Origin of the sequence: Agrobacterium sp. T29 (assembly GCF_006970545.1) — a bacterium.
Classification (GTDB): Bacteria; Pseudomonadota; Alphaproteobacteria; order Rhizobiales; family Rhizobiaceae; genus Agrobacterium; species Agrobacterium leguminum.
The window spans coordinates 287,744-312,262 of the sequence record NZ_CP040642.1; the positions used below are offsets into that span (position 1 = coordinate 287,744).

The 24,519-nt window shown below is 56.3% G+C and carries 23 protein-coding genes and 5 pseudogenes; 14 read left to right on the forward strand and 14 right to left on the reverse strand.

Translation table 11 applies throughout. The features are described 5' to 3' along the window. Positions 1-352: 352 nt before the first annotated feature. The 3 genes from FGF54_RS26415 to FGF54_RS26425 are packed head-to-tail and all read left to right on the forward strand — an operon-like array spanning position 353 to position 3,930. Entirely contained in the window at positions 353-1,336 is a 984-nt protein-coding gene (locus FGF54_RS26415; protein WP_142781860.1) for an NAD(P)-dependent oxidoreductase, read from the forward strand. A 37-nt stretch (positions 1,337-1,373) separates the two neighbouring features. After that, complete coding sequence (locus FGF54_RS26420) at positions 1,374-2,657, forward strand: D-serine ammonia-lyase (protein WP_142781861.1); 1,284 nt, start codon at positions 1,374-1,376, stop codon at positions 2,655-2,657. A gap of 58 nt (positions 2,658-2,715) precedes the next feature. After that, positions 2,716-3,930 carry an IS701 family transposase gene (locus tag FGF54_RS26425; RefSeq protein WP_142781862.1) on the forward strand — a complete coding sequence of 405 codons (1,215 nt, stop codon included), beginning with the start codon at positions 2,716-2,718 and terminating at the stop codon, positions 3,928-3,930. A gap of 83 nt (positions 3,931-4,013) precedes the next feature. Here the strand turns inward: FGF54_RS26425 and FGF54_RS26430 are convergent. Further along, positions 4,014-5,438: pseudogene (locus tag FGF54_RS26430) on the reverse strand (IS701 family transposase). A 712-nt stretch (positions 5,439-6,150) separates the two neighbouring features. Here FGF54_RS26430 and FGF54_RS26440 point away from each other — a divergent pair. From FGF54_RS26440 to FGF54_RS26465, 6 genes and pseudogenes are all read left to right on the forward strand, one after another. Further along, positions 6,151-6,840: a Crp/Fnr family transcriptional regulator gene (locus FGF54_RS26440; protein WP_142781864.1), complete on the forward strand. Its 690-nt coding sequence runs from the start codon at positions 6,151-6,153 to the stop codon at positions 6,838-6,840. Beyond that, positions 6,837-8,246, forward strand: a complete 1,410-nt coding sequence (locus FGF54_RS26445) for a PepSY domain-containing protein (protein ID WP_142781865.1) — start codon at positions 6,837-6,839, stop codon at positions 8,244-8,246. Before FGF54_RS26440 ends, FGF54_RS26445 begins: the two co-directional genes overlap by 4 nt. Positions 8,247-8,312: 66 nt before the next feature. Next, the gene (locus tag FGF54_RS26450; protein WP_246667047.1) at positions 8,313-8,927 is read left to right on the forward strand and encodes an SCO family protein; all 615 of its coding nucleotides are present in this window, start codon (positions 8,313-8,315) and stop codon (positions 8,925-8,927) included. A gap of 290 nt (positions 8,928-9,217) precedes the next feature. Next, a pseudogene (gene trbI, locus FGF54_RS26455) lies at positions 9,218-9,909 on the forward strand (IncP-type conjugal transfer protein TrbI); the annotation flags it as partial. Positions 9,910-10,058: 149 nt separating this feature from the next. Continuing rightward, positions 10,059-10,808 (forward strand): response regulator, encoded by a 750-nt coding sequence (locus tag FGF54_RS26460; RefSeq protein ID WP_256366681.1) that lies wholly within the window; start codon positions 10,059-10,061, stop codon positions 10,806-10,808. After that, positions 10,801-10,989: a hypothetical protein gene (locus FGF54_RS26465; protein WP_142781866.1), complete on the forward strand. Its 189-nt coding sequence runs from the start codon at positions 10,801-10,803 to the stop codon at positions 10,987-10,989. Before FGF54_RS26460 ends, FGF54_RS26465 begins: the two co-directional genes overlap by 8 nt. On the opposite strand, the gene traF is transcribed toward FGF54_RS26465, so the two are convergent. Continuing rightward, the gene (gene traF / locus FGF54_RS26470; protein ID WP_142781867.1) at positions 10,973-11,503 is read right to left on the reverse strand and encodes a conjugative transfer signal peptidase TraF; all 531 of its coding nucleotides are present in this window, start codon (positions 11,501-11,503) and stop codon (positions 10,973-10,975) included. The two genes, FGF54_RS26465 and traF, sit on opposite strands and share 17 nt — an antisense overlap. Then, positions 11,500-12,088, reverse strand: a pseudogene (locus FGF54_RS26475) (Dtr system oriT relaxase); the annotation flags it as partial. The pseudogene FGF54_RS26475 and the gene traF, both read right to left, overlap by 4 nt. Between FGF54_RS26475 and FGF54_RS26480 the strand changes: the two are divergent. Together FGF54_RS26480 and FGF54_RS26485 are read left to right on the forward strand one after the other, a co-directional pair. Further along, positions 12,081-12,287: pseudogene (locus FGF54_RS26480) on the forward strand (type IV secretory system conjugative DNA transfer family protein); the annotation flags it as partial. The pseudogenes FGF54_RS26475 and FGF54_RS26480 overlap by 8 nt on opposite strands. Further along, complete coding sequence (locus FGF54_RS26485; RefSeq protein ID WP_142781868.1) at positions 12,209-12,448, forward strand: WGR domain-containing protein; 240 nt, start codon at positions 12,209-12,211, stop codon at positions 12,446-12,448. The pseudogene FGF54_RS26480 and the gene FGF54_RS26485, both read left to right, overlap by 79 nt. A gap of 60 nt (positions 12,449-12,508) precedes the next feature. Here FGF54_RS26485 and FGF54_RS26490 read toward each other — a convergent pair whose 3' ends face one another. Both FGF54_RS26490 and FGF54_RS26495 read right to left on the reverse strand, forming a co-directional pair. Then, entirely contained in the window at positions 12,509-13,696 is a 1,188-nt protein-coding gene (locus FGF54_RS26490; protein WP_142781869.1) for a GGDEF domain-containing protein, read from the reverse strand. A gap of 334 nt (positions 13,697-14,030) precedes the next feature. Then, the gene (locus FGF54_RS26495; RefSeq protein ID WP_246667048.1) at positions 14,031-15,539 is read right to left on the reverse strand and encodes a PAS domain-containing protein; all 1,509 of its coding nucleotides are present in this window, start codon (positions 15,537-15,539) and stop codon (positions 14,031-14,033) included. 300 nt (positions 15,540-15,839) lie between these two features. Here FGF54_RS26495 and FGF54_RS26500 point away from each other — a divergent pair, with 300 nt between their 5' ends. Continuing rightward, positions 15,840-16,118 (forward strand): HU family DNA-binding protein, encoded by a 279-nt coding sequence (locus FGF54_RS26500; protein WP_142781870.1) that lies wholly within the window; start codon positions 15,840-15,842, stop codon positions 16,116-16,118. A 39-nt stretch (positions 16,119-16,157) separates the two neighbouring features. On the opposite strand, the gene FGF54_RS27405 is transcribed toward FGF54_RS26500, so the two are convergent. From FGF54_RS27405 to FGF54_RS26545, 9 genes and pseudogenes are all read right to left on the reverse strand, one after another. Next, a complete protein-coding gene (locus FGF54_RS27405; RefSeq protein WP_168208279.1) occupies positions 16,158-16,328 on the reverse strand; it encodes a hypothetical protein in 171 nt (56 codons plus the stop codon). A 317-nt stretch (positions 16,329-16,645) separates the two neighbouring features. Further along, positions 16,646-16,945 carry a DUF736 domain-containing protein gene (locus FGF54_RS26505; protein ID WP_142781871.1) on the reverse strand — a complete coding sequence of 100 codons (300 nt, stop codon included), beginning with the start codon at positions 16,943-16,945 and terminating at the stop codon, positions 16,646-16,648. 656 nt (positions 16,946-17,601) lie between these two features. Next, a complete protein-coding gene (locus FGF54_RS26510; protein ID WP_142781872.1) occupies positions 17,602-17,895 on the reverse strand; it encodes a type II toxin-antitoxin system RelE/ParE family toxin in 294 nt (97 codons plus the stop codon). Further along, the gene (locus FGF54_RS26515) at positions 17,892-18,200 is read right to left on the reverse strand and encodes a type II toxin-antitoxin system RelB/DinJ family antitoxin (RefSeq protein ID WP_142781873.1); all 309 of its coding nucleotides are present in this window, start codon (positions 18,198-18,200) and stop codon (positions 17,892-17,894) included. The genes FGF54_RS26510 and FGF54_RS26515 overlap by 4 nt, the downstream gene beginning before the upstream one ends. Before the next feature lie 303 nt (positions 18,201-18,503). After that, positions 18,504-18,717, reverse strand: a pseudogene (locus FGF54_RS27685) (hypothetical protein); the annotation flags it as partial. Positions 18,718-18,790: 73 nt separating this feature from the next. After that, a complete protein-coding gene (locus FGF54_RS26530) occupies positions 18,791-19,399 on the reverse strand; it encodes a DNA-3-methyladenine glycosylase I (RefSeq protein WP_142781875.1) in 609 nt (202 codons plus the stop codon). Between the two features lie 3 nt (positions 19,400-19,402). Continuing rightward, on the reverse strand, positions 19,403-19,690 hold the full coding sequence (locus FGF54_RS26535; protein ID WP_142781876.1) for a YciI family protein: 288 nt from the start codon (positions 19,688-19,690) through the stop codon (positions 19,403-19,405). Between the two features lie 51 nt (positions 19,691-19,741). Further along, on the reverse strand, positions 19,742-20,365 hold the full coding sequence (locus FGF54_RS26540; RefSeq protein ID WP_142781877.1) for a TetR/AcrR family transcriptional regulator: 624 nt from the start codon (positions 20,363-20,365) through the stop codon (positions 19,742-19,744). 31 nt (positions 20,366-20,396) lie between these two features. Next, positions 20,397-21,488 carry an alkene reductase gene (locus tag FGF54_RS26545; RefSeq protein ID WP_142781878.1) on the reverse strand — a complete coding sequence of 364 codons (1,092 nt, stop codon included), beginning with the start codon at positions 21,486-21,488 and terminating at the stop codon, positions 20,397-20,399. A 581-nt stretch (positions 21,489-22,069) separates the two neighbouring features. Here FGF54_RS26545 and FGF54_RS26550 point away from each other — a divergent pair. Together FGF54_RS26550 and FGF54_RS26555 are read left to right on the forward strand one after the other, a co-directional pair. Next, complete coding sequence (locus FGF54_RS26550) at positions 22,070-24,004, forward strand: methyl-accepting chemotaxis protein (RefSeq protein ID WP_142781879.1); 1,935 nt, start codon at positions 22,070-22,072, stop codon at positions 24,002-24,004. Then, on the forward strand, positions 24,004-24,480 hold the full coding sequence (locus FGF54_RS26555; protein WP_142781880.1) for a chemotaxis protein CheW: 477 nt from the start codon (positions 24,004-24,006) through the stop codon (positions 24,478-24,480). The genes FGF54_RS26550 and FGF54_RS26555 overlap by 1 nt, the downstream gene beginning before the upstream one ends. The last annotated feature ends 39 nt before the right edge of the window (positions 24,481-24,519 follow it).

Below are 24,519 nucleotides of genomic sequence, written 5' to 3' on the forward strand. Positions count from 1 at the left end.
CGTTAAACGTCATATGATTGGCCGTGAAAGTGAATGACAGCCATCGGACAATGTGCGGACAAATGCGGCCAATGGGCTTGCGTCAGCGCAGCCGTTTCATTGTCTGACCAGCCGATAATTCCGGGCTACAGGAGTTATCGTTCGCCAAAATCCGCGAAAACAACGCATGAGGGTAATCCCCGTGCGTTCCATCGGCGAGCCGGATCCGGTTGGCCGATTTGGTCCTCTCTTTGGCCTTCGAACGACCTTCCATGCCGGACACTTAACCTGCAGGATGACCTCTAAAGACAAAGCCGTGAGGCGTTGTTGAAGATGTATTGATAGGAAGATCGCATAGGCGGGGGCAGGTTGCATGGAACAGAAACATGTCTGGGGTCGGGTTTTCATAACCGGCGCAAACGGCTTCATGGGACGCGCCTTGTCCGCACGGTTGCGAAGCGAGGGAGCCGAAGTCGTCGGAGCGGATATGGTTGCTGGCCCCGGTGTGGTTCAGGGCGACATAACGCAACCGGGAGCCTGGGAGGAAGCTCTGACAGGTGTGGACACGGTAATTCATACAGCCGCACTGCTGTCCTTGACGTCGGGGCTGGACAAAGCTTGGGAGATAAATGTCAAGGCGACCCGCGATTTACTGTCTCGAGCCAAGTCCCGCGGTGTGCGCAGGTTTGTCCAAGTCTCGAGTGTCGGCGTGTACGGCTATGCCTTTCCGGACAATGTTGATGAGACCTGGCCACTGAAGCCGATAGGCAACATCTACGTTGATACAAAGATTGCCGGTGAACACATCGCACTCGCGGCCCATGCCCGTGGTGACCTTGAAGTGGTGGTTGTCCGCCCTTGTGACGTGTACGGCCCGGGATCGAAGCCATGGATCAAGCTCCCGATCGAAACGGCCCGCAGCGGTTTTCTGGTTTTGCCAGACGGAGGCAGCGGGCGTTTCGCTCCGGTCTACATTGATGATCTTGTCGAGGGAATTGTTTTGGCTGCGCTTACACCGTCTGCTGCCGGGCAGATTTACAATCTCGGCGCCGCCGGTTCCGTCTCCTGTGCCGAGTTTTTTGGCTATCATGCGCGGTGGACTGGTCGCAAACGCCCGATGACGGCACCAGCAGCTTTGTTGTCACCAATTCTGGAGACCGCACGGTTTTTCGTAAGCCTGACGGGAGGCGCAACCGAACTTGGCCGGGAAGCGGTTCGGGAGTTGATGAGGCCAGGAGGATACAGTTGTGAGAAAGCAAAAAGAGAACTGGGTTTTGAAGCAAAAACACCCCTTGAAGAGGGTATGCGCAAATCCGAAGAGTGGGCCCGCACTGAAGGTTTGATAGCCAGCAAGTGATGGCAATTTGAAATGTGGCTAATCAAGGTACGTGATTATGGAAGGACAGGCTTTGAGTGAATTGTTTGATCTGGACACCGTTAGTAGGGGGCAACCCTGCCTTTGGATCAACCCAAACGGAAAAACATCAGAATACGATGAAGCCCAGCTTCTCAATGAACTCTTTCAGGCGGAAAACAGATTAAGGGCTTCCGATCCGCTCTTGCGCCGGCTCTTTCCGGAATATCGCTCCGCTGAACCTTTCATTTCTTCTCCACTTGTGGAAATCGAAAAACTGGCAGCAGCAGAAGGCTACGCCCGTCAAAAAGGCGGGCGGTGGTTCGCAAAATGTGACCATGCCTTGCCGGTCGCCGGATCAATCAAGGCGCGCGGGGGATTTCATGAAGTGGTTTGTTTTGCCGAACAAGTTGCGTGGCAGAACGGGATCGATGTTTCGCCAAACAATCTTATCGGACTTGGTTCATCGCAAGCGCGCACGGCGTTTAAGGATTACTCCATTGCTGTCGGCAGCACGGGTAACCTGGGCCTTAGCATAGGATTGCTTGGGTCGGCGCTCGGTTTCAAGGTTACTGTTCATATGTCCCACGATGCCAAGGAGTGGAAAAAAAGGAGGCTGCGTGAGAAGGGTGTCGAGGTCGTAGAGCATATGGGGGATTATGCGCAGGCCGTTGACAACGGGCGGCGCATCGCAGCGGCTGATCCTTACACCCATTTCGTTGATGACGAACGTTCCACCTTGTTGTTCAGCGGCTATGCTGCCGCTGCAAAAGAATTGCAAGGGCAACTCGATAGCATAGGCATTGAAGTGGACGCCAATCATCCGTTGTTTATCTATCTGCCCTGTGGCGTGGGAGGAGCACCTGGGGGCATAACGTTCGGTTTGAAGAAGATTTATGGCGACAATGTCCACTGCTTTTTTGCTGAGCCGAAAGCCTCACCTTGCATGCTTGTGCAACTTGCTTCGGGTGCGCAAACACCGAAGTCCGTTTATGATATCGGGCTTGACAACCGCACCGAACTCGATGGACTAGCGGTCGGACAGGCATCGCTTATGGTCGCCCGCTTGATGCAAGACCGGGTCGCTGGCATTTTTACGGTCACGGACGATGAAGCCCATCGGCATCTCCTTCAGCTTCATCGTATCGAAGCCATGGACGTTGAACCATCATCAGCCACTGTTTTCGCGGGGCCACAGCGTCTGTTTGAAACACCTTCTGGCACGGCATTCTTGAAGCGAGTTCGAGCAAATGAAAAGCTCGAAAATGCTACGCATATCTTTTGGACGACTGGGGGTTCTCTCGTTACAGTTGAAGAACTGTAAGCGCGAATTTTAGCATTACAGTTGCACATTTATGTGTGATCTGAATCTATAGGTCTCCATGATTCGGAGGTCATGGATGACGGGTGCATCAATCGAGACGACGCTTGAGCTTTGGGCATCATCGCTGCGTGACGTGAAGGCCCGCATGCGCGGACTGTTTACGCAGGCGCGAGTTGCAGCATCTGCGAACCTTTTTCTGGACGGTCTGCTGGGTGACGAGCGGCGTAAGACAGGGTGGATGCGCGCTGAGGCGGCCGGTGATCCAGGCCCGTGGCGACAACAAGCTATTCTGGGTCGTGGGCGTTGGGATGCTGACCGACTTCGCGATATCGTACGAGGGTATGTCGTAGAAAACCTCGCCACAGATGATGCAGTCATTGTCATTGATGAGACGGGCTTCCTCAAGCAGGGCAAGACATCGTGCGGCGTTTCGCGCCAATACACAGGTTCGGCCGGCAAGATAACGAACTGCCAGATCGGTGTGTTCGCGGCCTATGTGTCGGTTCACGGTCATGCCTTTATCGATCGGGTCCTGTACTTGCCCAAAAGCTGGACCGGAGATCCGGCACGCCTTGCAGCAACCCATGTTCCTGAGGCTATAGCTTTTGCTACCAAACCAGGCCTGGCTGTCGATATGATACGGCGTGCGCTGGCAGCCGATGTACCGTTTTCATGGGTGGCCGCAGATGCGGTGTATGGCGTCGGCGACGTTGAGGGGACCCTGCGTCGAGCCTGCAAAGGCTACGTTCTCGGGGTTAAATCGGACCATCATTTCGGCTCCTGGTCAGGCAAGCCCGTAGTTGCCGGCACAGCTCTGGAGATCGCCGGTGATCTCGATCCAGATGCATGTCAGCGTCTTTCCGCCGGTGAGGGCACCAAAAGTGCGCGGCTTCATGACTGGGCCTACTGCGAACTCGCCGATCTCGATTCAGACGAATACAATGAGACGGAAACGGGGCTTTGGACCCGCGGTCTCCTCATTCGGCGCAACATCAGCGACGGTGATCTTGCATTCTTCACGACCTGGTGCCCAGCCGGAACAGGCATCCAGACGCTCGTTTCCGTTGAAGGCCATCGCTGGGCGATCGAAGACAGCTTCGAAACCGCCAAAAATGAACTCGGCCTCGACCACTGTGAGGCCCGCTCGTGGCATGGCTGGCACCGCCACGTCTCTCTCGTCATGCTCGCCTTTGCGATGATGGCCGTGATCCGATATCGCGCCAATGTCACGACGCCCCAAAAAAGACCACGGATACCGACCATCAGGATTTGATCCGTTGGTCCATCCAGGAAGTCCGACGCATCGCCAACAGGCTTGCCCGGCAAAGAATAAGACCGGCCTATGTCATCGCGTGGTCATGCTGGAGACGCGCGCATCAAGCTGCCGCTCGACGATCGCATTTGAAATCTAAAATGCAACTGTAATGCTAGCACTACTTTGGCAGAATAGATTCTGCGCTTCGAATTTGCCCTTTGCAGTGGGGGCATCGGATTCCCGTTATGGGGATGGCGAGTGCGCTGATGACGGCTCGACGGACAGGAGGCAAGGTGGGCTCAGGTGGGCCCTTGCGTGCTTGCCGCTTCTTTTTTTTCCCGCTTTGCAGTCTGCAATCTTTGATGCTGGAGGAAGGCGTAGGCGATCATCGTCATCAGGGCGTGCCGATGTAGCCCTTGCCATGATCGGCCTTCGAAGTGGTCGAGGCCGAGTTCCTCTTTCATCTGCTGATGCGCTTGCTCGCAAACCCATCTCGCCTTGATGGCGGCCGCCAGCACCTTCAACGTCGCATCGGCCGGCAAGTTGGACAGGTAGTATTTGCGCTCGTCGTTTGATCGCCATTCGCCAACCAACCAGGCTTCCTCACCCGGCATGTGCTGCTGTCACTTGTCGAGAATGCGTTGCGGCGTGCCGTCGGCGATCCTGACGCGCAATGCTGTAAAGCGTGCCGTCAGGCGGCCCTTTGTGCCACGCCGCCAACTGACTTTCTTCCAGCTTGCGTGCGTCAGGATCGTTTCCGCGGCAACCGACAGAATGTCGGGGATCGGATGCTTGCGTGGCCGACCATGACCGGAGATGGGAAAGATCAATGCGACATCATGGGGATAAACCTTCTGATGCTTGGGGATACCGACCGCCCAGGTGAGGCCACGTCCACTTAGCCCCTGGCGGAAGGCCGCCGACAGGCCGTAGCCTGCGTCAGCCAGCACTGTACCAAACCGGACACCGGTCACGATCAACCGATCGATCTCGGCAAGAGCAATCTCCGGCTTCGTGCGAGATGTCTGCATGGCATGGGGAACCCCGGCCTTGGCCATCCGTTCCGTGTCGCTGGTCCAGCTCTCGGGCAAAAACAAGCGCAAGCCAACCGGAACAGGAACCTCGTCTCGCGTAAGCGTCACCGAAACCAGCGTCTGGCAGTTTGCCCTCTTGCCCAGCATCGAGGCGTATTGCGGCGCGACACCGACCGAGTGGTCGCCCTTCTTCGGCAGACCGGTGTCATCGATCACCAGAAACGCATCGGATGCACCAACGATCCTGTCCGCCTGTCGCGCGAGTTCCGTCTCAAGAGGAACAGCATCCCAATGGCCATCGGAAATGAAATGGTGGAGGCGGTCGTACTGGCCTGGAGCAAACCGTTCCGCCATCGGTTCGATGCTCTTGCGGTCACCGGGACCAATCAGCCCCGACACATAAACCGGGCACATCTGTCGTCGCTTCTTGTGTCCGAGCTTGTCCAGAAATGGCTGCAAAAACGCTGAAAGCTCCGTATCCCAATCTGCCATATCGTGGCCCCCAACGAAGAGAGCACAAATCATCTCAAACCAGCCTTGCCCCAATCTGCCAAAGTAGTGTTAGCACCGCGTCGGGTTTGAAACACTTGCAAATCACGCTAATGATGCGTTGCAGGTATCCGATGCACATTTGACGCATTGCTAAAGCCAGTGAGACTCGCTAGTCCTGAGAGGGGGAAGGACAGGTTCATGCAGAAAGCACGGTGCACTTCGGGGATGCTGCTGCGCATTTTATGCGCAATCGCCTTCGTGTGCATTGGATTTGCCCATAAGCCACCCCAGGTGAAGGCACAAACTTTTACACCTGCAGAACTAGCCCTTTATACACTTCCTGACGGAACACTGCCAGTTCTGTGTCTTCCAACCGATGACGGTCACGGCGGACACGGAGACGGTGACCACGGACTGGGAACTGGCTGTGAAGCCTGCCGCCTCACAGCCACCGCCATACTCCCAACGCCGGCGGATATGTGTGGATCGCCGATTCTGCACGAGATTACGTTCAATCTTCTAGTTCCCTCCGAGGCGACCTATCGCCAGCTATTTCCTCCCAATTCTTCTCCACGCGCCCCTCCATTCACAGTCTGAGCTATAGCTGCCGCTTTCGTTCTGCGATCGCGGTTCTTGTCAGCTTCAAGTTCGAAGGACCGTGATGCGTGGAAACCGTCCGGATGCCTTTGAGTTCTGTGATGGATAGAATCTTATGTTTTCCACCTCTGAATCGCTCGCGTATTCGCGAGCAGATCACGACTCATACCGTGAGAACGTCGCTGCTTTCCGCACACGCACACTTACGCTTGAGCCGCGCCGGCCTGTTTCCCTACAGAGTATTAGACGTATTGCCTTCCGGATCGTTGATGGATGCATCATTATTTACCAGCAACTGGACGGGAGGCGTCGTCAGACACTCGACATACTGGGTCCAGGCCGGGTGTTTTCCTACGCGATGGCGAGCCTGGAAAACTGCGAAGCGGAAGCGACCGTACCGACAAGAATATTGAAGCTGGAAGCCGGCGGTGAGGCTTCTTATGGAGAGCTGCAACGCGCCATCTACCTTAGCCTACAACGGATGCAGGCACATGCGACGCTCCTCGGCAGGAAAACAGCCGCCGAGCGTGTCGCGTCCGTCGTGCTCGATTTTGCGCACCAGTTTTCAAAAGGAAACAGCTCAAAAAATCTCACACGCGCTGAGATCGCCGACTACCTCGGGATGACGCTCGAGACTGTGAGCCGGCATTTTGGTCGATTGAAGCGTGAAAAACTGATCTCTTTTTCTACGCCGGAAATCGTGACCATCACTGACAGAGAGGCACTTGAGCAGCTTGCGGCCGGCCGCCGTCCTGTCGCTGATTACCGCAAATCTCCTCTTACAACAGAATTGGTGATGGCATGACGTCGCTTGCTCAATCCTCACAGAACACCTCGAAACCGGCAGACCGTGGTTTTTATTTCACCGCCTGGCGCTGGCACTTTTATGCAGGTCTTTTTGTTGCACCATTCCTGTTGATGCTGGCGACAACCGGCCTCGTCATGCTCTGGTCGTCTGTGCTCGTCGGGCGTGATGGCGAAAAGCTTTACAGTGTCACACCAGCGTCAAGTGTTCTACCCGTGTCCGATCAGGCAACAGCTGCCTTCCTGTCGGTCCCCGGTGGGCAGATAGTCCAGTACATAGCGCCGAGGACGCCGGAGGGTTCTGCGATCTTCCGCGTCAAGGCTGACGGCAAGGACACGATGATTGCCGTCGATCCGTATCGCGGCGAAGTTCTTGGGCAGTGGGAGCGCCGTAGCGCGCTGTATGATCTGGCCAATAAAATTCACGGCACGCTCATGATCGGCGATGTTGGCGACAGGTTGATCGAAATTGCTGCCGGTTTTGGCGTCGTGCTTATCGTCACAGGGCTGTATCTCTGGTGGCCGAGAGAAGGCAAAGGGCTCGCTACAGTTCTTATACCGCAATTTGCAGGCCGTGGACGTCAGCTCTGGAAGACACTCCACCAGACAATCGGCTTCTATGTAGCCGCCATTCTTTTAGTATTCCTCGTATCCGGCCTGACATGGGCCGGGGTATGGGGCGAAAAAATGACCCAGGCATGGAGCACATTTCCTGCGGAAAAGTGGGACAACGTCCCCCTTTCTGACGTCACTCATGCCAGCTTAAACCACAATGGCGTCAAGGAAGTCCCATGGACATTGGAGCAGACGCCGATGCCCGCTTCAGGTTCGTCGCAAGGCAAACCCGGCGTGCCGGAAAGCAGGGCGGTCAACCTTGACAGCATCGTCGCTCTTGCCCGGTCACTCGGATTCGAGCAGCGCTTTCAGCTCGCGTTTCCGAACGGCGAAACGGGCGTTTGGACGATATCGCGCGATACAATGAGCAACGACAGCGCCAATCCGCTTTCCGACAGAACCGTTCACATCGATCAGTATACGGGGAAAATTCTGGCAGACGTGGCGTTTGGTGACTACGGCGCGGCCGGGAAGGCCATGGCGGTCGGCATCGCCTTTCATGAGGGTGACATGGGTGTCTGGAACGTCGCCCTTGTCACGGTTTTCTGTCTGTCAGTGATTTTCCTCTCCGTCAGTGGCCTCGTTATGTGGTGGAAGCGTCGACCGACAAATGCGCGTCGGCTGTTTGCACCGGCAGCACCGGCCAGCATGGCGCTCTGGAAGACCGGTAGCATCGTCATGCTGGGCGTCTCGCTGCTGTTTCCTCTAACCGGTCTGGTTCTGGTCGGCGTCCTCATCATCGACTTTCTGATCATCCGTCACGTCAAGCCTATGAAACGGGCGTTGAGCTGATGGAAGAAAGTCCCCAGCCGAAAAACGCGGCCGGGGACAGTGACACCAAATTCAGGAGGTTGCGTTATGCAGCCAAAGCAGATGCGCATCGTCATTTTCGTGTTTTGCCTCACGGTCGGGGTTCTTAGCGGCCTTATCGCCCTGATAGTGACGAATACGCCCAAGATGGACCATATGCAGCTCGGAACGAGCTTCAGCCTGACAGATGATCGTGGCCAGCCGATAACAGATGCAGCCCTGAGGGGCCATCCGACACTTCTGTTTTTCGGCTTCACCCATTGCCCGGAAGTTTGCCCTACCACGCTTTATGAGATGTCCGGCTGGTTCAAGGCCCTCGGCCCAGAGGCTGACAATCTCAAGGCCTTCTTCTTTTCCGTTGATCCGGAAAGGGACACCCCGGAGCTTATGCATAACTACACGTCGTCATTCACTGACCGGATTACCGGAGTGACCGGCGACCCGGTGGAAATGGAGAAAGTTATCAAGAGCTGGAAGGTTTACGCAAAGAAAGTGCCAACCGAGGGCGGCGATTACACAATGGACCACACCGCCTCAGTTTTTCTCCTTGATACGAAGGGCAATCTTGAGGGCACGATTTCCTATGGTTCCAGCACAGAAACAGCGATTGCGAAGATTCGCAATCTCTTGAGCAAGAGCGATTCTCTGGACTTAGCAAGTTAGAATCGTACCAATATTTTCAGTGGTAATTGCTCAATCCGTGCTCATCCTTAAGTTGTGCGCTTTGCCGCCTGGGTGGGATGATAGGGCTAAAAGTTCCATGATGCTGATGATGCAATCATAAGTTTGGTTATGCTGCATATAACAACAAGCGTTGAGGGGCTCTCATGACCTGTTTCACCTGACCACCAGGTCAGGACAAGATTTATTCCCGCAGACGCACGGTCTTTATCACCCAAAGACCGCTATGGCGGATTTGATGATGCCTCCGTTATAGCTGCGGCGAATCTGGCGGCATCGGCGGCCAGAACATCGATCCAAATGGGCAGAAGAGCAGGGAAGACTTCTTCAACACGGATCTCAAGGACCTCGGCTACCTGCCGAACCGTGTTGTCCCGTAGCAGTCACTCTATGAGCTGAAACGGGGCTCGGTGATCCCGGCGACCTTGATTACTGGTATTAATTCGGACCTCCCCGGCCGCATCACTGCTCAGATCAGCCAGAACGTCTATGACAGTGCGACCGGACATCGCCTTCTGATCACGCAGGGCACGAAGCTATTCGGCTGCTACGATAGCAAGGTTTCGTTCGGTCAGAGCCGTGTGCTCGTCGTTTGGTCCGATATTATCTTCCCTGATGGATCGACGCTGCAGATCGGCGGTATGGCGGGACGGACACCGAAGGCTACGGCGGCTTTAAGGACAAGGTGAACAACCACTATCTCAAAACCTTCGGCTCAGCGGTGATGATTGCGCTGATCGGAACCGGGATCGACATGGCCGTGCCGCAAAGTTCGACGCTCGCAACGCAGGACACGGAGTCAGATGCAGCGAGGCGGAATTTCGCGGAAACCTTTGGGCGGGTTGCCGATCGAACCATTCAAAGAAACATGGATCTGCAGCCGACACTCGAGATCCGGCCCGGCTACAAGTTCAACGTGCTCGTCGATCAGGACATTGTTTTTCCGAAGACTTCACATGATTAACACATGTCGAATATCGGGCTCATGCACTGGAAGAAATCATCGCGCAAGCGAACGCGCTACGTGGCATCGAAACATATCTTCATATTTGGGCAGGGGGATCGGCGGTCCCATCGTGATAAGAGGACAAAGGGGAATCGGAGATGGCTTGATTGGATAATGACGGTGTGAAGACGACATTCGATGAACTGAGGGTCCTGATCGTCGAGGATGACAGGCAGATAGCTGAAATGCTGCGCGACAGTTTGGCGGAGCAGGGCTTGGCAATCGAAATTGCTGCCGATGGAGCAGCTATGGATGAGTGGATGCGTGTTCTTTCGTTTGATCTCGTCGTGCTCGACGTCATGCTGCCCGGCGAAGACGGGTTAAGTCTATGCAGGCGGTTACGCGCAAAGGGAGACATAGCAATTCTGATGCTGACATCGCTGAGCACGGATGTCGACAGGATAGTCGGACTTGAGATTGGTGCCGACGACTATGTAACGAAACCATTTGTGCTGCGCGAACTTTTTGCAAGGATCAAGGGACTTCTGCGCCGCTCCAGTCCTGCATTCCCGCGCGAGGCGCGGACAGGGCCGCGGCTTCTGCAATTCGAGGGCTGGCAAGTCGATCCATCAAGGCGGCAGGTTCATAATCCAAACCATGCTAGAGTGGCTATGACAACGCATGAATTCGACCTCCTCTTGGCCTTCTGCCGTAATTCGCATCGGATCCTCACTCGCGAGCAGCTTCTAGCGGTGACGCATGCCGGGCTCGCCGGTCCTATCGAACGAAGCATCGATGTCCATATCAGTCGGCTGCGGCAAAAGATCGAGAAAGATCCACGCGATCCGATGCTTATCAAGACAGTTCGCCTCGGTGGATACATGTTCACTGCTCAAGTGGAAGAGGTCGATGCTTAAACGTCTTCAGCGCGTCACCATGACAATAAGGGGTCAAATCACAATCATCATCATGATTGCCCTGATTACCATCAGCCCCATGGGCGATGCATTGGAACGATGGGTAACCGATGATCTGGCGGTGCCGAATCTTGAGAGCGTTGCCCATGAACTCAATACTCTTGCTACGGATCCAAGGTGAGGATCGGCCGCGCCAGACCGAGAAGCCCGGAATCCGGAACCGCGCCAAAATATCGGCTATCATAGGAACTCGCGAAGGATGAATGGAGAAACAGATGGTGTGGCGGTACGACGCCGCCGGGATCGGCCAAGAGCGCCCTGCCCACGCCGTCCGTTTTCCGAACGGCGGATGCAAGTAAAGCGCGGCCATCGATAATAACCTGATCGGCAATTTCTACACGCTGGCCGGCAAGTGCCACGACGGTCTTGATCAACGGCGCGACGCCGCCAGCACAAAGCCCAAGGCGCAGGTAGCCACGCTGGCGCGCTTCCTCGAATGCGACCGTCACTGGCGGGCAGAAGAACACGAGATCGCCGTTCTCGACAGGACGCCGAAGCGCCGCGATGCGCCAAAGCCCGAGGGGCTCGCCCGGCGTCAGGTTCAGACGATAGCCGCCGATATAGGCGATCGACGCCAGACCGACCGTGACGATCCCCGCACCCGCCAGAAACTGAATTACCCCTCGCCGTCTCATTGCTTCATCACCGGCGTCTGGCGCTGGGTAAGACGCTGTTCCTCCGCTTGTCTCAGCGACTGCTCCGTGCGCTCATGAGCGGCGAGCTGTTGCGCTGTCCGCATCACCGGCCAAGCCTGCTTCAACTGCTCCTTCTGCTCGGGCTTCATTCCCTCGGACAGTTTTTCGTAGAGCCTACCGGATGGTTCACGCGCTGCATTCGACAACAGCGTGCGCTCCCCAAAGCGTTCGGTGACAGCCTGGTTGAACCCATCGATTTCGAGCTTGGTCTCGCGATTGCTGAGCGCATACCAATGTGCGCGCCACCTGAACAATATGCAGGCCGCGGTTTTCAGCGAAGCGCAGCGCCTCGCGATAGAGCTTGCCACGGTCGTAGTCTAGCGTCGTCTCCTTGGCGTTCTTTCGGGAAAGAACCTTGGAAAGCCCACCATTGAAGGCGAAGGACCGGGTCCCGTAGTAGAGCTGCAGATCCTCGCGGTGGCGGGTCATCGCCACGTAGGTGAGATGACGATCCAGAGACAGGGAAGCGAGCACTTTCACCCGGTCGACAGTGGCGCCCTGAGACTTGTGAATCGTCGTCGCATACCTGCTCATACTCGAAACCACCCGGGACGCTGGCCGCAAATACGGCATCACGCTCACCATGATCTTTCAGTCGCTCGGGCAGATGCATGAGGCCTACGGCGGCCGGGACGCGACCAGCAAATGGTTCGAGAGCGCCTCCTGGATTTCGTTTTCGGCAATCAACGATCCGGATACGGGATTGCGCTCCAGCCGACACTGTTCGGTGGTGCTTCAGTCATCCGCAATTGGGGCCGGATCGGAGCGGGTGGCCAGACCATGATGGAGACCTTCGATCATCCGGACGATGCGAACATGGCACTCTCCCGTCTCGAACGAACGAACAGACGACGTGGCTATCGGGACGCGGGCAGCGCCGAATAACGGGTTTTGCTGATTGGCTCTAGGTTGCTGGACCGTCATGGTTATCGGTGGCTTCCAGCCTCATCCGACTGCTATCCGCTTTCCAGAGGTTTCCATGCAGGTTGGGTTGGATGCACGCTCCCAGACTTCAACGCGATTTCGTCCTGCCTTCTTGGCGGAATAAAGAGCCATGTCTGCGCGCGAAATAGTTTCTTCGAGCTCTGCTTGGCCGATTGCAATCGCAATACCGACACTCACAGTGACGGCAATTTCGGCTTCAGAGGTTTGGAATTTGACTGCCGCAATCGCTGCACGGATGCGCTCAGCGATCTCTTCAGATTGCCTGGGAGAAACGCGGGGGATGAACGCGATGAATTCTTCACCGCCATAACGGGCGAAAACATCTGCCTCACGCAACACGCCCTTGATGCTGACAACAACGCTCTTGAGAACATGGTCACCAAAGTCGTGTCCCCATGTATCGTTCAGTTGCTTGAAGTGATCCAGATCAAGGAGAATGATCGCATCTCCAGCAGCGAATCCCGGTCGCGCCTTCTCGAAAAAGAAGCGACGATTGTGCGCGCCAGTCATAGCGTCGGTATTTGCAAAGCCGTCGAGTTTGATCTTGACCCGTTCGGTGGCCAGGATGATCGAGAATAACGAGAGCAGAAACTTGAAAATGATGAGCCAGAAGAATCCCGTCGTCGGCTGGATTAGATCGAACCGGTTAAGATAGAATTCGACGGAGAGAACCAGACAGAGACCGGCACAGGCGAGAAACTGAAGCGAGAGGAACGTGCGCACGGGCAGTGATTCTGCCACCCGATCCCTATAGAACCGCCAGGCGCAGAGGCCGAGCGCAATCGCAGCCAGGCTGTTAAACAGCGTGGCGCGCATCTGGTTTCCAGCATGGAAATTCGTAAGAAGACCTACGACGAGGACAATACCAGCTGGAATGGCCACGAGCCAAGTCGGTATATTGCAACGCTGCCAGCTTAGGCGGAAGCAACCGAGTGTCATGAGCGAATAGCCGAACACGCCAAGGACAACACTGACGAGCGCGAGAGATGAGTAGAATGAAGTGGTCGTCTCGATCATTGATGCCGCTGTCGCGCCAAACATCAGGATGACGAAGCTGAGTGCGATCTCTGCGGTACCGCGTGTGCCGGGCAACGTCCTGTTCACATAGATCAGCGTGACCGCCGCAGCCAGATAGGATGTCTGCTGGAGAAATAGAACAGTTGAGAGATCTAAACGTACTTCCATCATCGACACTCGCTTTTACCTCCCGCCGCCTCGTTAATGGAACTGCGTAAACAATCCTCAAAGAATTGCTCAAAAGACTGATGGGGATCGTTCTCGATATTTTGAAGATCTTGGTCCCGAGTTCGCAACGTAGTGTGGAAGCTGCCAACAGCGCGAATTCCCGTAAGGACAATGAGCGTCGCACCCCATCCGCAGACGTGGGGCTACATTACTGCTTCCCTCCAGGGACAACCGAACGGTGGCGGGAAGCTCTCGCCCCAGCCATTTATGTCGACACTCCAAACCAGAGTTCGGCTACGCTCTCAACAACGAGATACCGGGAGAGAGCCGGGTAGTGTCAGGACGAACCGGTGTCACCTGTCTCGTTGACCAGTTCGCCGGTATCGCCGAGCGGCGCGTCGATCCGAAACTCCACACCCTCGCTCAGGTAACTCAGGATCGTTTCACCTCGAAAGTAGGATTGGAGTGATCTTTCGATCAAACGCGACCCAAAGCCAAGGCGAGCTGGCGGTGTTACCACTGGCCCATTGCGCTCCTGCCAGAGCAGTGAGAAGTGCGCCTCGCCATTGCGGCGGGTGACGCTCCATCGTAAAGAAATCGAACCTTCTTCATTACTGAGCGCGCCATATTTAAGCGCATTGGTCGCAAGTTCGTGCAGCGCGAGCGTGAGGGCCATGACGGCCTGTGAAGTCAAGGTAATTCGTGGTCCCTCGACCGCGATTCGTGTCCCGATACCGGAGACTGCCGAAAGCCCTGCCGTTACAACATCATGTAACTCCGCACTTTGCCAAGAGGTCGCTGTCAACACCTGCGTGGCGTGACCGAGAGAGGCAAGACGCGCCGAGAGAGAAGCCGATGCCTCCTCCAGGCTTTTCGCATCGCGCATCGTCTGCCCGGCAACCGACTGTACGATGGCGAGCATGTTTTTAAGACGATGGTCCAGTTCACCATTGAGCAGGCGCTGTTTTTCCTGTGCGTCTTTCAGGGCGGTATGGTCGCGCGAAACCGACAGAATGCGGGCAACATCACCGCTCTTGCCAATGATTGGAGAGACCGAGACCGACCACCATCTCGGATTGCCCATATAGGTGTCTGCAGCCATCTCAAAATGCGATGACCGGCCTCGTCTGGCCTCATCGATTGCATCCCGCGCCAGAGCAGAACTTTGTCCTGTCAGGAGATCCGGCCATGGGCATCCGCGAACCAGATTGAAATCGCTGATTTCCATGACCTTCATGCCGCCCTCGCTCATGAACGACAGGGTTCCGTCCAGTTCGATCACCTTGATACAATCGGTCGATGCCGCGAGCACGCTTGTGAGGAAACTCTCCCGCTCCTCCAAAGCGCGATTTGCTTTCAGCAAATCGTCCTGGGCTCGCCGCAATTCCTGCTCTACCGAAACCTGCGAACCGATATCGATATTGTTTCCTATCCAGCGACGCACGATGCCAGCTTCGTCGCGAAGCGGAATGATCCGGGTGAGGAATGGTCGAAAAATGCCATCCGCGCCGCGAAGCGGAAAAACCATTTCGAAGGGATTGCCGGATGCAATCGAAGCCGTCCAGCGCTCAATCACCCGCGGCAATACGGCTGGATCGTGCACGGACTGCCAGCCCCATCCTTCCATCTGCTCAGAAGTCGTGCCGCAGTATTCATGCCAGCGGCGGTTATACCATGTGATGTAACCATCCGCATTGGCGATCCAGCAAAGGGTCGGCAGGTTTTCGGCAAGCTCCCTGTATTCTGGCCCATCGACCTCGTCGGGACGGGAAGGCATATTTTCGAACGGAAAAAGCTGACCTCGTTGCCAGTGATTTTTTTCGATCGGAGTATTTGGGTCGATCATATGCTCTTCCAGCTTACGCCATCTTGCTTCTAACGCATCACTCGACTGCCTGGCGACGATCTTCCCTGACATATACCAACTTTGTGTAGGAAAGCTGCATGTTCAACAGTGCGGAATTATAAAAATTGCTTTTGGCTGAGAACAGTTCTGGAATGCCGCACAAAGTCGTTTCAGGATTGCACATTCCGCTTTTCCTGTGGTTTTCGGGAGAAGTGTGACCACGCCCCGTATTCTCCGCTTCCATTGCCACATTTTCATGGTCAAAGCTCAGCGACCGGAAACAAAGGAAGTTGTATCCACATGACCACGACCAACGAAATCGCCGACAAGATCGCAGCCGAACAGAACCTGACCAAGGCGCAGGCCAAGACGATCGTCGAAAGCGTCTTCAAGCATATCACCGACGCGGCGCTTGCCGGCACGGAAACGTCGATCTCCTCGTTCGGAAAGTTCAAGCTGAAGGACACGCCGGAGCGTGAGGGCCGTAACCCGGCAACAGGCGCGACGATCAAGATTGCTGCTTCAAAAAAGCTGACGTTCACGCCCGGCAAGGCGGTCAAGGACGCACTAAACGGCTGAGGCAAGAGAGCCGTACAACGGACGCAGGGATAGAGCCTCCTAGAAAGGAGGCTCCGCGCTCACCCGGCCGTCCTGCTCGGCCTCGATCGTTGCAAGCTCCGCCTGCACCATCTCCAGCTCCGCTGCGATCTGGCGACGCTCCGCCGGATCGCAGGCGTTCCTGAGTTCGGCCTTAAGCTCTTCGCGTTGCATTTCGAGAGAAATCGTCATCGTCGTCTCCTTGACGTTTGTGAAAGACGACGCCGCGCGTCATGGCGAAGCGGAGGGGTCCAGCAGCGCGTAGCGACCGCCGGAGGCGGCTAGTGGAGGAACCGATTTGCGGAAGCCGCCAACGGCGGCCGGAGCAAATTGGAGGCGCCGCTCGTGCTCGACGCCTTCGGTTCGCCATGACACCCTCGGACGAACTGAGCAGTTCCCACCTCCCGTATGCCACCGGAAAAGCCAGAGGCGGGCTCGATGCCCGCCTCTGGCTTCATCATGGGAGAGGAAGAGGAGCCCCGCCTCTCGGCGGAGCTCCTCGGGGTAGATCAGGCCTCCCGCTTCGGGCGGTTCCAGATGAGGGCGTATTCGCCTTCCTTCTCGCTCGGCCAAAGGGCTGCGGTGATCGGGGCATTGAAGCTCGGGTCGTCCAGCTTGACCGAGATGTATTCCTCGCCGTCGTTGGAGACCGCCTTCCAGCCGGCGCCGACCTCGACGCCGTTGCCGGCGGTGATGCGGAAGTCCGGGGCGTCGCGAGAGACGCGCTCGATCGGGTTCAGGCGGGCCTTCATGCTGACGGTTAGGGTGCGCACGTTGCAGATGATGGAGTTGTTGCCGTTGACTGCCATTGTCGTAACCTTTCCGGTTTGCTCGGGCCGCGCCCATCGCGTCCTCGATGACGGTGTTAAGACCGACGGCGATCGACGCCGCACCCCGACGGGGCCGGAACGAAGTGGTGGATGGCCGGGAGCGGCTTTCTTGGGTACCGCGGGGAATGCGAACCTGTTCGCAGGGGAAGAAAGTTGCGTATGGCCGTTGCGGCCAAGGCGGTCGAGACGAAGGCGTCCTTCGGTCACACCAGATCCATCAAGGTCTGCGAGGGTGTGGCCAGCCCGAACCGGATTGTGCACGACATGCCGAGAGACCATTCGGCGAATTCACCACCAGTGCACTGCAGTCACGATCGTTATCGACACCACGCTCACGCCGCATCACGGCTGCGGTCCTGCCGTTCCCTTCGAAGGCGATCGCCGATGGCTGTGTCCACATGCCGTCCTATCGGTCCGCGTCCCCAGTCGCTGGATGGCATCGTCGTGTGACAGCAGAAGTTCCTCGGGCAGGCGGTATCTACCGGCGGTCAAAGCGCGATACATCGTGTTGACCGGGTGAGAGGGACACGTTCCCGCCTCTCTGGACATGATTGAGGCCAAGGGTAGCCCCTATGAGTACCAGGCGACATGGCTTGGCTCTTTACCAGCGCAAACAATCACCTGAGGCGGAACTCTCAGCCGCCGGGCAATGTGTCCGGCCACTGTTGCGCGCCGTGCAAAACGCGAAGGACGCGCACAGTCGTTTCCGAGACGGTGTAAGCCGCGATGTATGGCGTACCTGTGATCACCAATTCGCGTGTGCCATCAACCCTGCCCGGACGGCCGCTCTCGGGGAAATCGGTAAGGCGGCGAGCGGCGCTTGTGATCCGTTCATCGACAGAGATAGCAGCAGCGGGATTATCCGCCTCTATATGAGTGAATATGCCGTCGCGATCGGAAAGCGCAAAAGCCGACCATACCAGTTTCACGATGTCATATCGCCCGAACGGCGTGCCGCAGCCATCCGGCGCCGTGCGAAATGCGCCTCGACTTCATCGGCGGGAATGTCTGGCCTGACATCGTTGAGCGCCTCCAGCACCTTGGCACGGAACCAGGTATCATGCGCCTCACCGCCCGATACGAGCTCCAGCGGCAGGGCGCCTTCGTTGGCGGTACGGGTCAGCAGGATGCGAACTGCGTCAGAAACTGTAAGGCCCATGCTTTCCAGCACAGCCGATGCGCGGTCCCGGACATCGGCGTCGATGCGGGTTTGAACGAGAGCATTTGCGGCCATGAGCGCCTCCTGTATTTAGACGCAATGTAATGCATTTGAATGATAAATGCCAGACCTTAAGAAAAACCGCCGAAGCCGGCCGGTCCTTGATCCGCTTGCGTCTTGACGAAGAGGCTTTACGATCAGTTGGCGATTCACATGGAGTTTGTATGCGCCAGCCTGTCAAGCCGTTTATCGTTGAGAAGAAGCAGACTCGGCGGCCGAAGGCCAATACCTCAAAACCGTCCATCTGGGGAAACATCGACCTGAGCAAAGTGCGAGAACAGGATGAGGGCGACAGTCCCTCGCAGGGACCGGCACCTGTCATTGGGATGAAACCGGAAACCGACCGATAGCCGTCAGGCGACTACTTTCCCTACCGCTTTGCAGTGGCTGAATGTCATGCAGATAGGCGACGGCGCGCTGCGCATGTGCCGCTGCGCTGACGATCGCCCCCCTTGTCGGAACAGAGGATTTCGGCCCAGTTCTGGATGTAGGTGGTATGATCCGGTCGAGGCCCCAGTTCCGGAAGGACACCAGATCGGCGCTGGAATTACGCGGTAACTCCGCCTCAATGGTCGGCATATCGCTACCGGTTTGCTTTCCGTCTGCTACACGAGTCGCTGGAAATTTGCTCTCGCTTCTTCGGCCGAAGCCCTGATCTCGCATCCCGAGGCGTGGTCATTGATGAGCCCCATCGCCTGCATGAAGGCGTAGACGGTGGTTGGTCCGACGAAGGACCAACCACGCCTTTTCAGATCTTTCGATAGCGCAATCGAAGCTGCGGAAGTCGATGCAGTCTGCGGTTCGGCGCAATCTTCCTGTCGCGGCTCGAAGCGCCAGATGTAGGTGGCGAGAGAGCCCTCGGCCTTGACAAGCTCTTGCGCTCGTTTCGCGTTGTTGATGACAGCATTGATTTTGCCGCGATGGCGGACGATGCCCTCGTCCTTCAAGAGTCGCTCGACGTCGGAACCATCGAATTGCGCGATACGGTTGAAATTGAAAGCACAGAAGGCAGACCTGAAGTTCTCGCGCTTGGCAAGGATAGTTCGCCAGCTCAAGCCCGACTGAAAGCTTTCGAGGCAGAGTTTTTCGAAAAGACGAAAATCGTCGGAGACCGGAAAGCCCCAGTCGGCGTCATGGTAATGAATAAACTCCGGTGCGGCCGCGCACCAGCGGCAGCGCAGCCGTCCGTCATGACCTAGGACAGTTCCGCTCATCGATTACCCTTTCAGGAACATAAGCCGTTCATCAACCCGGCCTGGCGTGACTTCGTGGATCTCGGCGCTCACCACACGCTCTGCCACGAACGGATCCTCCTGAACCAACGACTCGAGGTTTATCCGATCAATGTTGTGGGCGAGAAGTGTCCCGCCTGCGTTCGGCTGAAGGCTGCCTGCAAACAGAAAAATTCCGCTGTCGAAACCTCTTTTGATCCAGGCATTATGCCCCTCTAGTAATTGGGCAGCCTGCGGCTTGTTGTCGGAAAACCTGAGAAATACAATAAACATGAACTATCCCGTTTCTTGAGCTGTGATGGAATGAGAAAGGCGCTCGCCGCGCTATGACGCGTCGAGCGGGTTTGTTCGAGGCAGCTTATCCCCGGTAGGTGTTGACGCCTCGGCAGCGATACCCTTCAACCAGTCCTTCATCTGATCGACCTCGCGCTGAACGAAGTCTTGATCCTGGAATGCATTAAAAAGGGTCGCTGCGCCCTGGCTCCGGGAGAGAAGATGCATGGCAAGCACATCCGCATCTGCTTCTCGACCGAGTGTTACGAACTGACGGCGAAGCCACGTCCGAAACAGCATGAACAATCTGCCGGCGTCTGGCTGCGCTGGATGGTTCAGCTTCGCAAGCTCGCTCGTTAAGGTCCCGATCGGGCATCCATACAGTTTAATCTTATCCCCATTCACAATCAGGATATCGATGAAGCTGCTGATCCGCTCTACAGGTGTCTTGCCCTCTATCTCCCATCGCTCCAGCATAGCATTGCGATCAGCGAGGCGTTTTTGAATCACCGCTTCGAGAATATCGTCCTTCGTTTTGAAATGGTGATAGAAGTTGCCGCGAGAAATCTTCACCAGCTCGGCAATGTCTGCAAAGGACGTGTGATCAAATCCTCTGCGATAGAACAGATCGTCCGCTACGCCGACGATCTCCTCACGTGTAGCCCGATTGGCCATCGTAGTAATTCCCTGTTGGTCTTCGGACACCTTAGGCAGCAGAGGCCTCTTCGCCCGTGAAGAACGGATAATCAGTATATCCGGCGTCGCCCCCACCATAGAAAGTCGCTGGATCAGCCGTGTTCAACGGCAATCCCTGCCGGTAACGCCGTACGAGATCAGGGTTGGCGAGAAAGGGGAGGCCGAATGCCACGAGATCGGCTTCGCCATTTGCGATTGCCTGCTTTGCGCGGGCTAGGTCATAGCCGTTGTTCGCGATATATGTGCCAGCGAAACATGCCCGAAGAGCGCGATAGTAAACCACAGACGATTTTGCTGACATGTCTCCTTGTAGCACGTGGACGTATGCAAGCCCTCGAGCCCCAAGCTCCCGGATGATGTATTCGAAATGAGCTTGCGGGTCGGAATCGACCATGTCGTTGAAGCTGTTTTCTGGTGTCAGACGCACACCAATTCTTCCTACGGGCCAAACTTCACTGACGGCGTCGAGGATCTCGTTCAGCAATCGCATACGGTTGCCGACACTACCGCCGTACGCGTCACCTCGCCGGTTGCTGCCGTCGCGCAGGAACTGGTCTATCAGGTATCCGTTCGCTCCGTGAATCTCGACCCCATCGAATCCCGCGCGCTTTGCCAACGCCGCGGCATGTCGAAACTGAGCGACGAGACCTGGAATCTCCGCGAGCATCAGTTCGCGCGGCGTCACAAAGTCCTGCATCCCGGCGTAGGTGACTGCCTTTCCGGACGGGCGAATCGCCGATGGCGCAACTGGGACGGCTTCCCCCGGCTGGAGGCTGGGATGGGAAACCCGGCCGCAGTGTTGCAGTTGCACGAAAATACGACCTCCTGAGGAATGCACGGCGTTGGTCAGTCGCAGCCAACTGCTCACGTGCGTGTCGGTGAAAAGGCCGGGAGTGAAGGGGTAGCCAACCGCCTCGGGAGAAACAGTCGTGGACTCGGCGATGATTAAACCCGCAGAAGCTCGCTGTCGGTAGTGCGAAACCATCATCGGCGTCACATTGCCCTCACCATCGGCGCGGTTGCGCGTCATCGGCGCCATCACCATGCGGCTGGACAGAGGCAAATCGCCTAGCTGAAAGGTATTGAAGAGATCGACGATCATGAAGCTTCCCCAAAATTTAAATTAGGTCAAACGTCCTAACAAGCCATATAGGTCAATTGTCATAATCTGTCAACTTCGTGCTCCACCGCCGATGGTGCCAAAGAACCCTCTTGCGGCACACTTGGCTTGACGGAATGAGCTCGACCACGTGGTATCCGTCAGCGTGGAAGAGTATCGAATTTACGTGAGGCCATTGAAGAAGATTGTTGCTCTACCATCAACCTTGGGCATGGCGGCGGACACATTCCAACAGCTTATCCGTCTGGACCGTCCCTCGCTGCTTTTAACTAAGTCTCTCGACCAAAAGAATACGCCTGCCACTGGATGCTCAACCTAAGCGCTATCGGAGGTTCGATAGCGGTCTGAAGAAATATAAAGAATTAAGCAGTATGCTGCCTCCAAAGGCGGTTGAATTCGAAATATTAACCATTGTCTGGTGCCATAACGAAACTCGCGGGTGAAAACTAATATTTTGCTGCCGGAGGGAGCTCGGATGATGCGCGCTCAAAATGTGCAATGTTCATTTTTTCGATCCGAAATCCACCAGCACAGGACGGACCGGACCCGCTCAAGAGGCTCCGATGTCTTATCTGAAAAATGCAAGTATCCGCACGAAAATTCTCTCCATAGTCATTCCGCTGTGCATCGTCGGCGTAGGTGCATCCGCTTTCATGGCCTACGACTTCAAGAACGCCGACAGTACATATTCGGACTTCATTGCGACCGACAGCACGGCGGCGGTGCTCACGTCACGGGCTGTATCCGCCATGATCAGCGTGCCTTATGGTGCATATCAGATGGTCGCCTACGAAAATGGATCGCCTCAATACGCTGAAGCAAAACGTGACTACGTAACCAACCGGAAAGCCGTTGTCGAGCGCCTGGAAAAAGCGAGCACGCTAACCCCCGAAAATTCCGTCGAAATCAACGCGTTTAAAAAAAGAGCGGAGGACATCTTTTCCATCACGGATCAAGCCCTCGATCTCGACAGCAAGAGTGAGGCCGCCGATGCCTTAAAAAAGCTGGCTGAGGCTGACTCCCTTGTCGACAAGTGGCGCGACGACTTGCGCGACTACAACGACGCCCGGCAGGAAGGCCTGGCAAGTCGAAGTGATGATCTCACTTCTGTGACCGATACAACGATTACTGCGTCGCTGAGCTCAATCATTGCCCTCTTCATCATTGGAATCGCGGCCGCGCTTGTGATCGCATCGCGCGGAATAACTGGGCCGATTGCAAAATTGCGCGAGCGTATGACGTCGCTGGCCTCCGGTGAGGTCGATGCTGGCATCGACGGTATCGAGCGTAAGGACGAAGTCGGACAGATGGCGAATGCCGTTCAGGTGTTCCGTGAAAACGCGATCGAGCGGATTCGTCTTGAGCGCGAAACGGAAGCCAACCGATCCATGAGCGAAAAAGAAAGGATCGAGCGCGAAGAGCAAAAGGCCAGGGAAGCGGCTGATGTGCAGTTTGCTGTCGATAATCTGGCCGCTGGCCTGTCAAAACTTTCCGACGGTGACGTCTCTTACCGGATCTCTCAGCCCTTCACCACAGCTCTGGACGGCGTTCGCAACGATTTCAACCAGTCGGCGGGCAAATTGCAGGAAGCACTGAAACAGGTAGCCCAAAACGCCCGCGGCATCGATGGCGGCGCCAACGAAATCCGGTCTGCCGCCGACGATCTGGCTAAACGGACAGAACAACAGGCTGCAGCAGTCGAGCAGACGGCGGCCGCCTTGGAGGAAATCACAACGACCGTTAAAAACTCGACGGTCCGCGCTCAGGATGCAGGCAAGTTGGTGTCTCGGGCAAAAGCGGGTGCGGAACAGTCCGGCGAGATCGTCCGTCGAGCCGTCATTGCCATGGAGCAGATCTCCAAATCTTCCGGCGAAATTTCCAATATTATCGGCGTAATCGACGAAATCGCCTTCCAGACCAACCTTCTGGCATTGAATGCAGGCGTTGAGGCAGCGCGAGCGGGCGAGGCTGGCAAGGGTTTCGCGGTTGTCGCCCAGGAAGTCCGTGAACTTGCTCAGCGCTCCGCAACTGCTGCCAAGGAAATCAAGGCGCTCATCACAACGTCGAATGAACAGGTTCACGAGGGTGTCCAACTGGTTGGCGATACTGGCAAAGCGCTCGAAACCATCGTTTCGGAGGTGCAGGAGATCAACCGGCATGTTGTTTCCATCGTAGAGTCTGCCCAGGAACAATCTTCCGGCCTTCAACAGATCAATACCGCCGTGAACCAGATGGATCAGGACACGCAAAAGAATGCCGCGATGGTGGAGGAATCCACGGCGGCAAGCCACAGCCTTGCGCAGGAAGTGCAGTCTCTGAACCGCTTGCTGGCTCAGTTCAAGCTGGACGATAGCGCCTACGCGACGCCTGTACGCTCTGTGTCCAGCCGGGATATCCCCGCAGTCTCTCCTGCACGCGCTCTTGGCCGAAAGATCGCGTCCGCGTTTTCGGGGAATGTCGCTATAGACACCAGCAAGGGCGAGTGGGAGGAGTTCTGATGGCGGAAAATCGGATCGATAGTTCCGACGCACTTGAGATCATCGCCTTTATGCTGGGCGAACAACAATTTTGCGTGCGTACCACCTCCATCCGCGAAATTCGAGGATGGGCTCCCGTGACACCTTTGCCGCATACGCCGCCCGATGTTCTCGGAGTGATGAATCTTCGCGGCTCCGTCATTCCCATCATCGATTTGTCAATCAAGCTGGGGATGACAGCTGCGATCGCGAGCGAACGGAGCGCGATCGTTGTGACAAGCGTCAACGGTACGACAGTTGGCCTGATGGTAGACCGCGTCTCAGACATACTGACTGTGTCGCAATCGGAGCTGCAGCCGGTCCCCGTCGCAGTTGGGAGTTCCGCTGGCGATTATGCGGAAGGCATTCTGGCATACGACAAGCAGATGATCTGCTTTTTGAACCTTGAGGCGATTTTCGCACAGGTTCGTCCGTCTGACTGGAGCGAGGCGGCCTGAAATGCTCGCGTGTTGACCGCACTCACCGGTATATATCGA

Coding starts and splice junctions, on each gene's coding strand:
- FGF54_RS26415 (WP_142781860.1), top strand. CDS start 353: ATGGAACAGAAACATGTCTGGGGTCGGGTTTTCATAACCGGCGCAAAC.
- FGF54_RS26420 (WP_142781861.1), top strand. CDS start 1,374: ATGGAAGGACAGGCTTTGAGTGAATTGTTTGATCTGGACACCGTTAGT.
- FGF54_RS26425 (WP_142781862.1), top strand. CDS start 2,716: ATGATTCGGAGGTCATGGATGACGGGTGCATCAATCGAGACGACGCTT.
- FGF54_RS26440 (WP_142781864.1), top strand. CDS start 6,151: ATGTTTTCCACCTCTGAATCGCTCGCGTATTCGCGAGCAGATCACGAC.
- FGF54_RS26445 (WP_142781865.1), top strand. CDS start 6,837: ATGACGTCGCTTGCTCAATCCTCACAGAACACCTCGAAACCGGCAGAC.
- FGF54_RS26450 (WP_246667047.1), top strand. CDS start 8,313: ATGCAGCCAAAGCAGATGCGCATCGTCATTTTCGTGTTTTGCCTCACG.
- FGF54_RS26465 (WP_142781866.1), top strand. CDS start 10,801: ATGCTTAAACGTCTTCAGCGCGTCACCATGACAATAAGGGGTCAAATC.
- traF (WP_142781867.1), bottom strand. CDS start 11,503: ATGAGACGGCGAGGGGTAATTCAGTTTCTGGCGGGTGCGGGGATCGTC.
- FGF54_RS26485 (WP_142781868.1), top strand. CDS start 12,209: ATGGTTCGAGAGCGCCTCCTGGATTTCGTTTTCGGCAATCAACGATCC.
- FGF54_RS26490 (WP_142781869.1), bottom strand. CDS start 13,696: ATGATGGAAGTACGTTTAGATCTCTCAACTGTTCTATTTCTCCAGCAG.
- FGF54_RS26495 (WP_246667048.1), bottom strand. CDS start 15,539: ATGATCGACCCAAATACTCCGATCGAAAAAAATCACTGGCAACGAGGT.
- FGF54_RS26500 (WP_142781870.1), top strand. CDS start 15,840: ATGACCACGACCAACGAAATCGCCGACAAGATCGCAGCCGAACAGAAC.
- FGF54_RS27405 (WP_168208279.1), bottom strand. CDS start 16,328: ATGACGATTTCTCTCGAAATGCAACGCGAAGAGCTTAAGGCCGAACTC.
- FGF54_RS26505 (WP_142781871.1), bottom strand. CDS start 16,945: ATGGCAGTCAACGGCAACAACTCCATCATCTGCAACGTGCGCACCCTA.
- FGF54_RS26515 (WP_142781873.1), bottom strand. CDS start 18,200: ATGGCCGCAAATGCTCTCGTTCAAACCCGCATCGACGCCGATGTCCGG.
- FGF54_RS26530 (WP_142781875.1), bottom strand. CDS start 19,399: ATGAGCGGAACTGTCCTAGGTCATGACGGACGGCTGCGCTGCCGCTGG.
- FGF54_RS26535 (WP_142781876.1), bottom strand. CDS start 19,690: ATGTTTATTGTATTTCTCAGGTTTTCCGACAACAAGCCGCAGGCTGCC.
- FGF54_RS26540 (WP_142781877.1), bottom strand. CDS start 20,365: ATGGCCAATCGGGCTACACGTGAGGAGATCGTCGGCGTAGCGGACGAT.
- FGF54_RS26545 (WP_142781878.1), bottom strand. CDS start 21,488: ATGATCGTCGATCTCTTCAATACCTTTCAGCTAGGCGATTTGCCTCTG.
- FGF54_RS26550 (WP_142781879.1), top strand. CDS start 22,070: ATGTCTTATCTGAAAAATGCAAGTATCCGCACGAAAATTCTCTCCATA.
- FGF54_RS26555 (WP_142781880.1), top strand. CDS start 24,004: ATGGCGGAAAATCGGATCGATAGTTCCGACGCACTTGAGATCATCGCC.